The organism is Ensifer sesbaniae, from assembly GCF_013283665.1.
Taxonomy (GTDB): domain Bacteria; phylum Pseudomonadota; class Alphaproteobacteria; order Rhizobiales; family Rhizobiaceae; genus Ensifer; species Ensifer sesbaniae.
The window spans coordinates 1737176-1750378 of record NZ_JABEKU010000001.1 but is presented as its reverse complement, the minus strand read 5'-3'; the positions used below and the strand labels follow the sequence as shown (position 1 = coordinate 1750378).

At 62.8% G+C, this 13203-nt stretch carries 15 protein-coding genes; all 15 read right to left on the bottom strand.

The genetic code is table 11. The features are described from left to right. Positions 1-8: 8 nt before the first annotated feature. Entirely contained in the window at positions 9-377 is a 369-nt protein-coding gene (locus BHMPCIPO_RS32795; protein ID WP_246304283.1) for a P-loop NTPase family protein, read from the bottom strand. Beyond that, positions 365-577, bottom strand: a complete 213-nt coding sequence (locus tag BHMPCIPO_RS32790) for a P-loop NTPase family protein (protein ID WP_246304281.1) — start codon at positions 575-577, stop codon at positions 365-367. The genes BHMPCIPO_RS32795 and BHMPCIPO_RS32790 overlap by 13 nt, the downstream gene beginning before the upstream one ends. 179 nt (positions 578-756) lie before the next feature. Continuing rightward, complete coding sequence (lipA, locus tag BHMPCIPO_RS08520; protein ID WP_173516343.1) at positions 757-1725, bottom strand: lipoyl synthase; 969 nt, start codon at positions 1723-1725, stop codon at positions 757-759. Positions 1726-1856: 131 nt separating this feature from the next. Continuing rightward, positions 1857-2108 (bottom strand): GlsB/YeaQ/YmgE family stress response membrane protein, encoded by a 252-nt coding sequence (locus BHMPCIPO_RS08515; protein WP_173516342.1) that lies wholly within the window; start codon positions 2106-2108, stop codon positions 1857-1859. A 76-nt stretch (positions 2109-2184) separates the two neighbouring features. Continuing rightward, entirely contained in the window at positions 2185-3630 is a 1446-nt protein-coding gene (gene lpdA, locus BHMPCIPO_RS08510; protein WP_173516341.1) for a dihydrolipoyl dehydrogenase, read from the bottom strand. 18 nt (positions 3631-3648) lie between these two features. Next, positions 3649-4230, bottom strand: coding sequence for a GNAT family N-acetyltransferase (locus BHMPCIPO_RS08505; protein WP_173516340.1), 582 nt, complete (start codon positions 4228-4230; stop codon positions 3649-3651). Positions 4231-4232: 2 nt separating this feature from the next. After that, positions 4233-4874, bottom strand: coding sequence for an SGNH/GDSL hydrolase family protein (locus BHMPCIPO_RS08500; protein WP_173516339.1), 642 nt, complete (start codon positions 4872-4874; stop codon positions 4233-4235). 66 nt (positions 4875-4940) lie between these two features. Beyond that, entirely contained in the window at positions 4941-6287 is a 1347-nt protein-coding gene (locus BHMPCIPO_RS08495) for a pyruvate dehydrogenase complex dihydrolipoamide acetyltransferase (protein WP_173516338.1), read from the bottom strand. Positions 6288-6302: 15 nt separating this feature from the next. Continuing rightward, positions 6303-7676, bottom strand: coding sequence for a pyruvate dehydrogenase complex E1 component subunit beta (locus tag BHMPCIPO_RS08490; protein WP_173516337.1), 1374 nt, complete (start codon positions 7674-7676; stop codon positions 6303-6305). A gap of 17 nt (positions 7677-7693) precedes the next feature. Beyond that, the gene (gene pdhA / locus BHMPCIPO_RS08485) at positions 7694-8740 is read right to left on the bottom strand and encodes a pyruvate dehydrogenase (acetyl-transferring) E1 component subunit alpha (RefSeq protein WP_173516336.1); all 1047 of its coding nucleotides are present in this window, start codon (positions 8738-8740) and stop codon (positions 7694-7696) included. A gap of 136 nt (positions 8741-8876) precedes the next feature. Then, a complete protein-coding gene (locus BHMPCIPO_RS08480) occupies positions 8877-9197 on the bottom strand; it encodes an FtsB family cell division protein (protein WP_173516335.1) in 321 nt (106 codons plus the stop codon). Positions 9198-9423: 226 nt separating this feature from the next. Then, positions 9424-10698, bottom strand: coding sequence for a phosphopyruvate hydratase (eno, locus tag BHMPCIPO_RS08475; protein WP_173516334.1), 1275 nt, complete (start codon positions 10696-10698; stop codon positions 9424-9426). Positions 10699-10836: 138 nt separating this feature from the next. Further along, complete coding sequence (gene kdsA / locus BHMPCIPO_RS08470; protein WP_173516333.1) at positions 10837-11679, bottom strand: 3-deoxy-8-phosphooctulonate synthase; 843 nt, start codon at positions 11677-11679, stop codon at positions 10837-10839. Continuing rightward, positions 11679-12569, bottom strand: coding sequence for a VOC family protein (locus BHMPCIPO_RS08465; protein ID WP_173516332.1), 891 nt, complete (start codon positions 12567-12569; stop codon positions 11679-11681). Before BHMPCIPO_RS08465 ends, kdsA begins: the two co-directional genes overlap by 1 nt. 176 nt (positions 12570-12745) lie before the next feature. Continuing rightward, entirely contained in the window at positions 12746-12913 is a 168-nt protein-coding gene (locus BHMPCIPO_RS08460; protein ID WP_173516331.1) for a hypothetical protein, read from the bottom strand. Positions 12914-13203: the final 290 nt, after the last annotated feature.

The following is a 13203-nucleotide window of genomic DNA, read 5'->3' as shown; positions in this document are numbered from 1 at the left end:
TCCGAGAGCTAGTGGCCCCGCTTTATCTTAGCAAGTAGCAACGCCGTTTCGGCGTGCGATTTCAACACGAGAACCGGCAGGTCGGCATGGGCCGCCAGTTGCATCTCGATCTCAACCGCATCCCGGCGCTCGAAGTTCCAGATATACCGAAGGAAATCGAGATCGACCTTCTCCGGGCAGTCGTCGGCCATATCGGGACGGGTCTTTTTCCAATAGGCGAACCAGCGCAGAAACACCCCGAGCAGCGAGACCCAGCGCGGCGGCCGCATCCAGATCACGACATGCGCGCGCGGCAGCCTGAGCGGCAGCGTCTTCGGGCCCGTGCCATCCATGATCCAGCGTTCGCCGGCCGCAGCCTTCGAGATCAGCGCCAGCATCTCCTGTCGCGTCGCGGCCGAAGCTTCCATCCCGGCATCCAGAAGAACTCCCGGTCCATCGCCAGATGCGGCAGGTCGAGCCGTTCGGAGAGTTGCCGGGAAAGCGTGCTCTTGCCGCTGCCGGAACAGCCGATCACCAGAATACGTTGCGCATTCCCGAGATGCGACGCTGCCTCTTCCCCGTTCATAAATCGCGGCATCGGCTCGCCTCCTCTGAAGACAGCCGTTAGGCGATCGAGCGGGCCGATGCAAGCTTGGCGCGAGCGTCCGAACGTCGCGCCATGGCCTGGGCAAGCGTCCCTGTAAATACAAACTCTCAAAACAAAACAGCTCCGGCGCAAGCGCCGGAGCTGATCGTTCTCGAAACGCGCAGTCCGCCTTACTCGGCAGCCTGCAGCTTTTTCTCGCGCGCCGCCCTCAGACGGGCAAAGTCATCGCCGGCATGGTGCGACGAGCGCGTCAGCGGGCTCGAAGAAACCATGAGGAAACCCTTGGTATAGGCGACGGTCTCGTAGGACTTGAACTCCTCGGGGGTCACGAACTTCTCGACCTTGTGGTGCTTGCGGGTCGGCTGCAGGTATTGGCCGATCGTCAGGAAGTCGACATCCGCGGTGCGCAGGTCGTCCATCAGTTGCAGCACTTCGTTGCGTTCCTCGCCGAGGCCGACCATGATGCCGGACTTGGTGAACATCGTCGGGTCCAGTTCCTTCACGCGCTGCAACAGGCGCACGGAGTGGAAATAGCGCGCGCCCGGGCGGACCGTCAGATAGTTGCCCGGCACCGTTTCCATGTTGTGGTTGAAGACGTCGGGCTTGGCGGCGACGACGCGTTCCAGCGCACCCGGTTTCTTCAGGAAGTCCGGCGTCAGGATCTCGATGGTGGTCGTCGGCGAAGCCTCGCGGATCGCCCAGATGACCTTTTCGAAATGCTCGGCACCACCATCTTCCAGATCGTCGCGGTCGACGGAGGTGATGACGACGTGGCTCAGCCCCATCTGCTTGACGGCCTTGGCAATGTTTGCCGGCTCTTCGAGATCGAGCGCATTCGGCTTGCCGGTCGCGACGTTGCAGAAGGCGCAGGCGCGGGTGCAGATTTCACCCATGATCATGAAGGTGGCGTGCTTCTTGTCCCAACATTCGCCGATGTTCGGGCAGCCGGCCTCTTCGCAGACCGTGACGAGCTTGTTGCTCTTCACGATCGAACGCGTCTCCTGATAGCCCTTCGACATCGGCGCCTTGACGCGGATCCAGTCCGGCTTGCGCATCACTTCCGTGTCGGGCTTGTGCGCCTTTTCCGGGTGGCGGACGCGTTGCGCCCGGTCAGAGACGGCATCGAACACCGTTACCATACTGTCATCCTCGTCGCGGCGGGACCGGCGTCAGGCCGGGTGACCCATTTTCGCTCTATATAGACGGCCCGACGGGAAATGTCAGGCCGTCTTTACTTGATGCCCGACGGAAGCGCGGAAGGCCCGGCAGACTATCGTTTGACGGCGCGACCAGCGGCAATCAACAGGCAGGCGCCGATGAAGCCGATGACCAGGTAGGCGACCCAGCCGGCAAAAGCCATGCCGAAGGCCGCCAGGATGAAGTTCAGCACCACCGCGCCGATGATGCCGAGCAATATGTTCATGAACAGGCCCATGTCGCTGCTCATGAACTTCTCCGCGAGCCACCCGGCCAAACCGCCGATGATGATCGCAGCCAGAATACCGACGCCGTTCACGCTCATTTTCGTCTCCGTGCATTGAGAACATGGCCGTCCTCAATGCCGAAGCCGCCGCAAAAGTTCCGGCGCCGGACAACCGTTAGGCGTTCAGCGCACGGCCATAGGCGTCGAGCACGCTTTCCTTCATCGTCTCCGAGATCGTCGGGTGCGGGAAGATCGTGTGCATCAGGTCTTCTTCCGTCGTCTCCAGGTTCATGGCGACGACGAAGCCCTGGATGAGTTCGGTCACTTCGGCGCCGACCATGTGGGCGCCGAGCAGTTCGCCGGTCTTCTTGTCGAAGATCGTCTTGACCAGGCCCTGGTCCTCGCCGAGCGCGATCGCCTTGCCGTTGGCGACGAACGGGAAGCGGCCGACGCGGATATCGCGGCCGAGTTCCTTGGCCTTGGCTTCGGTGAGGCCGACGGAGGCAACCTGCGGATGGCAATAGGTGCAGCCCGGGATCTTCAGCTTGTCCATCGGGTGGACGTTCGGCAGGCCGGCGATCTTCTCGACGCAGATCACCGCCTCGTGCTCGGCCTTGTGGGCAAGCATCGGCGGGCCGGCGACGTCGCCGATCGCGTAGACGCCGGGCACGTTGGTCTTGCCGTAGCCGTCAATGACGATGCAGCCGCGGTCCGTCTTCACGCCGAGCGCCTCAAGGCCGAGGTTCTCGATGTTGCCCTGGACGCCGACGGCCGAGATCATGCGGTCGGCGGTGATCTTCTCGACCTTGCCGTCCTTCATCTCGACATGGGCGGTGATCGAGTTGGCAGCCTTCTCGACCTTCGTCACCTTGGCTTCGAGATGGATCTTCATCCCCTGCTTTTCGAACTGCTTCTTGGCGATCGCCGAGATCTCGGCGTCCTCGACCGGCATGACCGTCGACAAGACTTCGACAACTGTCACGTCGACGCCCATCGTGCGGTAGAAGGAGGCGAATTCGATGCCGATCGCGCCGGAGCCCATGACGACAAGCGACTTCGGCATTTCCTCGGGCTTCATCGCCTCGAAATAGGTCCAGATCAGCTTGCCATCGGGCTCGATGCCGGGAAGTGCGCGCGGACGGGCGCCGGTCGCGATGATGATGTGCTTGGCGGTATAGGTGCCCTCGCCCTTGGTGTTCTTCGGCAGCGGCGCCTGCGGCTGGACGGCCGGCTTCGTCGACTTGCCGACGACGATTTCGCCGGGCTTCGTCAGCTTCGCTTCGCCCCAGATCACGTCGACCTTGTTCTTCTTCATCAGGAAGCCGACGCCGCCGTTCATGCGCTCGGCAATGCCGCGCGAGCGCGCGACGATCGCCTTGAGGTCCGGCGTCACCGTGCCCTCGATCTTGACGCCATAGGCGCCCGGATGCTGAGCGTAGTGCAGGACTTCGGCCGAACGCAAGAGCGCCTTGGTCGGGATGCAGCCCCAGTTGGAGCAGATGCCGGCCAGATGCTCGCGCTCGACGACCGCGGTCTTCAAACCAAGCTGTGCTGCGCGGATGGCGGCGATGTAGCCCCCCGGACCCGAACCGATGACGATGACGTCGTAATTCTCAGCCATATGTTTCCTGCCTTTGTCTCAAGCGACCTTGCGGGTGAACAGCACCCAGTCGTGTTTCTTGCTTTCGTCAAAGAGCGGAACCGCCTCGGCGCGCGCTGCCTCGCCGAAGCCGTTTGCTCTGTATAGTGCCTGGGCGCTCACGTTGTGGCTTTCGGTGATCAGGCTCACCGGCGCCGATCCGGCGCGTTCGAATTCCCTTGCCAGGAGCGCGCTACCGATCCCGCGGGCGCGCTGATGGCGATAGACGCCGAGGCTTTCGATGAACCAGTGGCCGACGATCTGCCTTTGCAGCGCGAGCAAGGGTTCCAGCACCGGGTGCTTGGCGACGATCTCCAGAACCTCCGGACCGATCGCATAGCCAACCGACAGACCGGCAATCTCGTCATCGGTTTCGGCAACCAGCGCGTCGCGCCAGTTTCCAGGCCCGGGCTCCTCGCGAAGCTTGTTGCGGCCGCGCTCGAAAGCCGTGTCCGTCACTCCATGGAGGACGGCGCCGTACCAGAGCCAGGAGGCAAAGCCGTGCGCGGCGATGTCGACGAGAATGGCGAGCTCGGCCGCCTCACGTCTTTCCGCCGGACGAATGGTGACGCCCCCCACCATTCTTAGATCCCAAGCATCATCCGCACGACCGGTTCGAGACCCCGGCCGATCGCACGCGTATTCTCCGCATCGAGATGCACGCCATCGAGCGGCGTGGTCATCGCGACGGATCCGGCATCGAAGAAGCCGCAATCAAGTTCGTCGGCAAGATCGCGATAGAGCGGCGCCAGCATGGCTGACTGCTCGACGCCGCCGGCGAACATGGCGGCAAATCCGGCATCGGCAGTTTCGCAGAGCGCCGGCGGCGCGACGATCAGGATCTCCGGTCCCTCCTCGCCCTCGACCGGCCAGTCATGCCGGCGCACGAGGTTGACGAGACGCTGAATACCCTTCACGGCGCCGAAGGCGGTTCCGTGGATCACCGGCTTCATGTCGTTGGAGCCGAGAAGAAATATAATGAGATCGAGCGGCGCGTGGCTGTGCAGCACCGTCGGCAGCACTTTTGCACCATTGCGATCGCAATCGGCGAGATGATCGTCATAGGCGGTCGTGCGACCGTTCAACCCCTCGGCGATAACCTGGACGTCAGAACCGAGCGCCTTCTGCAGCACACTCGGCCAGCGATCGGCAAGCGGGTGGCGGCCTCCGTCCGCGGCATCATAGCCCCAGGTCAGACTGTCGCCATAGCAGAGAACTGTTTTCATCGTCCGGGTCCGCCTTCGACTGCGCGAATAGGAACGGACCGGCCCGAGGGCCGGTCCCTATCCAACTCAGACCAGCATGCCCATCGGGTTTTCGATGTAGCGCTTGAAGGCTCCGAGCAGTTCGGCGCCGAGCGCGCCATCGACGCAGCGGTGGTCGGTCGAAAGCGTAACGGTCATGACATTGGCGATGACCATCTGCTTGTTCTTGATCACGACACGCTCCTCGCCCGCACCGACCGCGAGGATAGTCGCGTGCGGCGGGTTGACGACGGCGGCGAAGTTCTTGACGCCCATCATGCCCATGTTGGAGACCGCCGTGGTGCCGCCCTGGTATTCCTCGGGCTTCAGCTTGCGGTCCTTGGCGCGCTGGCCGAGGTCCTTCATCTCGTTGGAGATGGCCGACAGGCTCTTCACTTCCGCCTGGCGCACGATCGGGGTGATCAGGCCGCCCGGGATCGACACGGCAACGCCGACATCGGCGTGCTTGTGCTTGACCATGGCGTTCTCGGTCCAGGAAACGTTCGCGTTCGGAACGTCGCGGAGTGCCAGCGCCAGGGCCTTGATAACCATATCGTTGACGGAGAGCTTGTAGACCGGCTTGCCATCCTTTTCAGGGGCTGCGGCGTTGAGCTGGGCACGGAGCGCCAGCAGTGCGTCGAGTTCGCAGTCGACCGACACGTAGAAGTGCGGGATCGTCTGCTTGGATTCGACGAGGCGCTTGGCGATCGTCTTGCGCATGCCGTCGTGCGGCACGAGTTCGTAGGAACCCGGCTCGAAGAGTTTGAGAACGGCGTCGTCCGACGGGCCCTTGGCGAGCGGTGCGGCCGCGGGAGCTGCAGCGCCGGCAGCCGGAGCCGCCGCGGGCTTCGCGGTGCCACCGGAAACGGCGGCCTCGACGTCCTTCTTGACGACGCGGCCGTGCGGGCCGGAACCGGCGATTGCCGAAAGGTCGATGCCGGCGTCCTTCGCCAGGCGACGTGCGAGCGGCGAAGAGAAGACGCGCGCGCCTCCCTCGGACTTCGCCGGCTGCGCGGCAACCGGGGTGGGGGCGGCTGGTGCAGGAGCGGCCGCCGGAGCGCTCGGCGCTGCCGGTGCGGGCGCTTCCGCCTTGGCGGCAGGTGCCGGTGCGGCTGCACCGTTGCCACCCTTGGCAGCGGCTGCGACATCCTCGCCATCGGCGGCAAGAACGGCAATCAGCGCATTGACCTTGACGCCTTCGGTACCGGCGGGAACGACGATCTTGGCAACGGTGCCTTCGTCGACGGCTTCGACTTCCATCGTCGCCTTGTCGGTCTCGATCTCGGCAATCACGTCACCGGACTTGACCTTGTCGCCTTCCTTGACGAGCCACTTGGCCAGATTGCCTTCTTCCATCGTCGGAGAGAGGGCAGGCATTGTGATGTTGATAGGCATCGAAGGGCCCTCCCCTTATTTGTAGCAAACGGCTTTCACCGCATCGACGACCTCTGCGACGCTCGGAAGCGCCAGCTTCTCGAGGTTCGCGGCGTAAGGCATCGGCACGTCCTTGCCGGCGATCGTCAGGATCGGGGCGTCAAGGTAGTCGAATGCCTGCTGCATGACGCGGGTGGCGATTTCGGTGCCGACGGAAGACTGCGGATAGCCTTCTTCGACGGTGACGAGACGCCCGGTCTTCTTGACGGATTCGATGACCGTCGGCAGGTCCATCGGACGGATGGTGCGCAGGTCGATCAGTTCGACGTCGATGCCCTGGGCCTCGAGCTCGGCAACCGCCTTGACGGCATAGGTCATGCCGATACCGAAGGAGACGATCGTTGCGTCCTTGCCCTGCTTGTGGATGCGGGCCTTGCCGATCGGCAGAACGAAGTCGTCGAGCTTCGGCACTTCAAAGGAGTGACCGTAGAGGATTTCGTTCTCGAGGAAGATGACCGGGTTCGGATCGCGGATCGCGGCCTTCAGCAGACCCTTGGCGTCGGCTGCCGTGTAGGGCATGACGACCTTGAGGCCGGGGATATGGCTGTACCAGGCAGCGTAGCACTGCGAGTGCTGCGCGGCCACGCGGGCAGCGGCACCGCTCGGGCCGCGGAAGACGATCGGGGCGCCCATCTGGCCGCCGGACATGTAGAGCGTCTTGGCCGCGGAGTTGATGATCTGGTCGATCGCCTGCATGGCGAAGTTGAAGGTCATGAACTCGACGATCGGACGCAGGCCGGTCATGGCAGCGCCGACGCCGACGCCGGCAAAGCCATGCTCGGTGATCGGGGTATCGATGACGCGGCGAGAACCGAACTCCTGCAGCAGGCCCTGGGTGATCTTGTAGGCGCCCTGATATTCGGCGACTTCTTCGCCCATGACGAAAACATCATCGCTGGCGCGCATTTCTTCGGCCATCGCGTCGCGAAGCGCTTCACGAACGGTCATCGTAACCATTTCGGTGCCGGCCGGGATTGCCGGATCGGCGGCAACCTCAATCTTCGGCTGGGCTGCAACCGGAGCCGGCGCGGAAGCGGCCGGAGCCTCGGCTGCTGCCGCCTTCGGCGCTTCGGCCTTCGGAGCAACGGCGATATCGCCGGCGGCTTCACCGTCCTGCAACAGCACGGCGATCGGCGTGTTGACCTTGACGCCTTCGGTGCCGGCGGCGATCAGCAGCTTGCCGATCGTGCCTTCGTCGACGGCTTCGACTTCCATCGTCGCCTTGTCGGTCTCGATTTCGGCGATGACGTCACCCGAGGACACCTTGTCCCCCTCGTTCTTCAGCCATTTCGAGAGCGTGCCTTCCTCCATCGTCGGGGAAAGGGCGGGCATAAGAATTTCTACTGGCATGTTTGTCCCTCCCCGGATCAAAGCAGGATGTCGGTGTAGAGCTCGGATGCATCCGGCTCCGGATCGGCCTGGGCGAAATCGGCGCTATCGGCGACGATATCGCGGACTTCCTTGTCGATCTGCTTGAGCTCGTCTTCGCTCGCCCAGCCCTTTTCCATGAGACGGGCCTTCACCTGCTCGATCGGGTCGTGCTCCGAGCGCATCTTCTGCACTTCATCCTTCGAGCGATACTTCGCCGGGTCGGACATCGAGTGGCCGCGGTAGCGGTAAGTCAGCATTTCCAGAATGATCGGGCCCTTGCCCGCGCGGCAATGGGCGACAGCCTCGTCGGCCGCGGCCTTGACGGCGCGAACGTCCATGCCATCCACCTGGAAGCCCGGAATGTTGAAGGAAACGCCGCGCTGCGAGAAGTCGGTCTGTGCCGAGGCGCGGGAAACGGCGGTGCCCATGGCGTAACGGTTGTTCTCGATCACGTAGATCACCGGCAGCTTCCAGAGCTGCGCCATGTTGAAGCTTTCATAGACCTGGCCCTGGTTGGCCGCGCCGTCACCGAAGTAGGCAACGGAAACATTGTCGTTGCCGCGGTAGCGGTTGGCGAAAGCGAGACCGGTGCCGAGCGACACCTGGGCGCCGACGATGCCGTGACCGCCGTAGAAGTGCTTTTCCTTGGAGAACATGTGCATCGAGCCGCCCTTCCCCTTGGAAAGACCGCCGCGACGACCGGTGAGTTCGGCCATGACGCCGCGGGCGCTCATGCCGCAGGCCAGCATATGGCCGTGATCACGGTAACCGGTGATGACCTGGTCGCCTTCCTTCAGCGCCGCCTGCATGCCGACGACGACCGCTTCCTGGCCGATGTAGAGGTGACAGAAGCCGCCGATGAAGCCCATGCCGTAGAGCTGGCCGGCCTTCTCCTCGAAACGCCGGATCAGCAGCATCTCGCGGTAGGCGTTGAGATCTTCTTCCTTGGAGAATTCGGCGAAGGTGCCGCCGTTGAAATCTTTCTTGGCCGGCTTTGCGGCACTCTTGCGGCTGGAAACGGACGCGGATTTTCGCGGAGCCATTCGTTCCTCCCAATGGTTAGCCTTTTGCGGTTACCATAGGGAAAGAAAGCGGCCACAGCAATGCCATATTTGCATGGCTCGCATTCCATGCAAATTATTGAATTTGCTCTATAAATTTCAATTAACTGAATTCAGGTTAATCTGCAGCGCGGTGAAAAATAACGATCTCGTCGCTTCGCGACATGTTCAGCGCGAGGCGAGCTTTTTCATCCAGCATGTCCCGTTCCAGCGACCCGTCACTCATCAGCTGAACCTCTTTTTCAAGGATCATTCGCCGCTTCGTGAGCTCATCCAGCCGCGCCTGCCGCTCGACGATCTGGCGATCGAATTGCTCGGTCGCCTTCAGGCCATAGCCGCCGTGGATGGAATGATAGCCGAAGTAGGAGAGAAAGGCGACCGCGATCAGCGGCATCACCAGCCGCCCCAGTTTCCGTTTCTTATGATGCCGTGTCCACATCCATTCACGCCCTGATACGCAATACGGAAATCAGATTAGCGGCGATTGATTAACCGACCGTTGACCATGAATGGCAGGAAAACAGAAACCCGCCCACGTGGAAACGTGAGCGGGTTCGTTTGTTAGCTGCTGCGTTGCGTATCCGACAGGACGCGCGGCGCTCTAGTAAGTTAGAGCGGGATGCGGGCGGGAAACCGCGCATACTTTTCCTCATCCCGCTCTGGGATCAGCCGCGCAGGATCGAACGGCCGGCGTATTTGGCCTGCAGGCCGAGTTGCTCTTCGATGCGGATGAGCTGGTTGTACTTGGCGAGCCGGTCCGAACGGGCGAGCGAGCCGGTCTTGATCTGGCCGCAGTTGGTGGCAACCGCGAGATCGGCGATCGTCGCGTCTTCGGTTTCGCCGGAGCGGTGCGACATGACGGCGGTGTAGCGTGCCTTGTGCGCCGTCTCGACGGCATCGAGTGTCTCGGAGAGCGAGCCGATCTGGTTGACCTTGACGAGGATCGAGTTAGCGACGCCCATCTTGATGCCATCGCGCAGGCGCGCCGAGTTGGTGACGAACAGATCGTCGCCGACGAGCTGAACCTTCGAGCCGATCTTGTCGGTCACGGTCTTCCAGCCGTCCCAGTCGTCTTCCGCCATGCCGTCTTCGATCGAAAAGATCGGGTACTTGGCAGCGAGTTCCGCGAGGTATTCAGCCATGGCGCCCGGCTCCAGTGTACGGCCCTCACCTTCGAGCACGTACTTGCCGTCCTTGAAGAATTCGGTTGCGGCGCAATCAAGCGCGATGAACATGTCTTCGCCCGGCTTGTAGCCGGCCTTCTCGATCGACTTCATGATGAAGTCGAGGGCTGCCGGAGCAGAAGCGAGACCCGGGGCAAAGCCGCCTTCGTCGCCGACATTGGTGTTGTGGCCGTCGGCCGCAAGCTGCTTCTTCAGCGTGTGAAACACTTCCGAACCCATGCGGACCGCATCGCGCATCGTATCGGCACCGACAGGAACGATCATGAATTCCTGGAAGTCGATCGGATTGTCGGCATGGGCGCCGCCATTGATGATGTTCATCATCGGAACCGGAAGAACATGGGCGTTCGGACCGCCGACGTAGCGATAGAGCGGCAGGCCGGCAGCTTCGGCCGCAGCCTTGGCGACGGCCAGCGACACGCCGAGGATGGCGTTGGCGCCGAGGCGCGACTTGTTCGACGTGCCGTCGAGCTCGATCATGGTCTTGTCGATCTGGATCTGGTTCTCGGCATCGAGACCACCGATCGCTTCGAAGATCTCGCCGTTGACGGCTTCGACAGCGCGCTCGACACCCTTGCCGAGGTAACGCATGCCGCCATCGCGCAGTTCGACGGCCTCATGCGCACCGGTCGAGGCGCCCGACGGCACCGCCGCACGGCCGAAGCTTCCGTCTTCCAGATGCACATCGACCTCGACGGTCGGGTTGCCGCGGCTGTCCAGGATTTCTCGGCCGATGATGTCGATGATTGCAGTCATGATCTCTTCCCTGCTTGAGGACGGTGGGTGGTCGGGGCCTGTCATACGCCAAGGCCTCGAAATTACAATGGCGCGCAAAATGTAAAACCGTTCGCGCCATTGCGGTTCATGAAAATTTCACGAAGCGTCGCTGACGGCTCAACCCTTGGCGATCGCGTCGAAGGCGAGCAGCTTTTCAAGCAGCCTCGGCATCTCTTTCAGGTGCACCATGTTCGGGCCGTCCGACGGCGCATTGTCCGGGTCTTCGTGCGTCTCGACGAAGACGCCGGCAACACCGACGGCCACGGCCGCACGGGCGAGCGTCTCGACGAATTCGCGCTGGCCGCCCGAAGAACCGCCCTGCCCGCCCGGCTGCTGCACCGAATGGGTGGCGTCGAAGACGACGGGCGCGCCGAGCGAAGCCATGATCGGCAGCGAGCGCATGTCGGAGACCAGCGTATTGTAGCCGAAGGAGGCGCCGCGCTCGCAGAGCAGCACGTTCGGATTGCCGCTGTCGGTGAACTTCGCCAGCACGTTCTTCATGTCCCAAGGCGCCAGGAACTGGCCCTTCTTGACGTTGATCGCGCGGCCGGTCTTGGCGGCCGCGACCAGAAGATCGGTCTGGCGCGACAGGAAGGCCGGGATCTGCAGAACGTCGATCGTCGGGGCGACCAGAGCGCACTGCTCCTCGGTGTGCACGTCGGTCAGCACCGGGAAACCGAATTCCTTCTTGAGATCGGCGAAGATCTCCATCGCCTTGTCGAGGCCGATGCCGCGCTTGCCGGAGAGCGACGTGCGGTTCGCCTTGTCGAAGGAAGACTTGTAGACGAGGCCGATACCGAGCTTCTTGCAGAGTTCAGAGAGCGCACCCGCGATCATGAAGGCGTGTTCGCGGCTCTCCATTTGGCAGGGGCCGGCGATCAGCGACAGCTTCTCGGTTTGCGCGAAGGCGACCTGGTGGGCGCCGTTGCCGACAACTACTCTGGCATTCGTTTTCATCATCAAGCTCCAAAAGCGAAGATCACCCCTTGCCCCGGCATTTCGGGGACAATGAGGCGTCCGCCCATTTCTGCAAATTCGATATCGTTCTCAGCGAAGAGAGTGCGTGTCGCCTCCAGGTCGGCGACGCGGAAAACGACGGCGCGACCGCGCAGGCCGCGTTCGGCACCCCGCACCGAACGGCCGAAGAAGGCTTCCATACCGGCGGGATTCAGCACCGAAATCTTGGCGTTGGTGGCCGACACATCCATGCCGAAGGAATGCGCCGTGACTTCGCGTTCGTCGACCGCCTCCTGCAGCAGGTACTGGAAATCGGTCGGGTTGGCTTCCGACAGGACCACCTCGGCGATGCCGATCACGCCGTTTTCATGCTGCTCCAGTGCGGCCCGATCGGTGGGCAGCGCCCGGACACGCTGACAGTTGAAGAGGAAGAAATCCGGCGAGCGCAGATCGGCCGCGAAGGCAAGGCGGAAGGAACCCAATCCCTCACGGCCATCCGGCAGCTTCATCGGCCGGGAAAACTCCAGCATATCGCCGCCGGATATGCCGCGGGCGCGAAAGCGGATGTGATCGCTCGCGGCATCCTCGGTGCCGAAGACCAGCGCCGAGAGACCTTCCGGGCCCTGGCGGAAACGGAAGGCCTGATCGCGCGCGACAAAGGCATTGCCGTCGAGTGCGGCGGCTTCGCATTCTTCGCGGGAAGCAACGGCCAGCGGCTCGAGGTAGGTGCCGTCGGAAAAGAACACGCAGGCATTTTCGGTACCGAAAGGATGGCGGGCATCCTCGGCGACCGTAAAACCGAGATCAGACAGGCGACGCCGTGCCTGGGTAAGCGTATCCACCGGCAGCACGAGGTGATCGAGCGGGCGGGTGGTGCGCTTGGAGAGGCTCATGGCGTTTTCCCTGATGGTTCGCCGCTGTTTGCAACTTTTGGCCGGCGAATGCAAGCCGGGTCGCGGCCATGGAGCCGATTGGTCGCTGACGGCCGAACGCGGGCCGCAAACAGAAACGCTCCGCGCCGGGCCGCGCCCGCCGCAGAGTTACCTTTGCCAGCAAGTGCCGGACTGCCTCAGTAGTAGCCCGGAGCCGCCGTGGAGTTGGCGGTATTTCCCGCCCCGAGACCGGGGGCGAAGGTTTGGGGCTGCGCATAGGTCGTATTGGTGGAGGACGTGGAGGCACAGCCCGCAAGCCCCGCCACGATCGCCAGCGGCACGAGTAACAAAGTGATGAAGCGCATGCGTATTGCCCCTTTCCAGTTTAGCTGACGAACAGAAAAGAACGAAACTGACGGTTTGGCGAGTACGTAACAGTAACGCGACGTAACAAGGGACGATGATCCACATGCAGCGTTACCCGGAAATGCAGCCGCGGGTCACCGCAGACACCGCGATCGCTCCGTTCGTCCTGTGCGACCCACAAGGCGCGCACTGCGGTCGACTGCTGTGCATGGCATCGCTCATTTTGCGATCCATCCCCGCCCGCTGATGGCGAATACCCAAAGCGTCCGGCACGTTATCATGCGGCGTG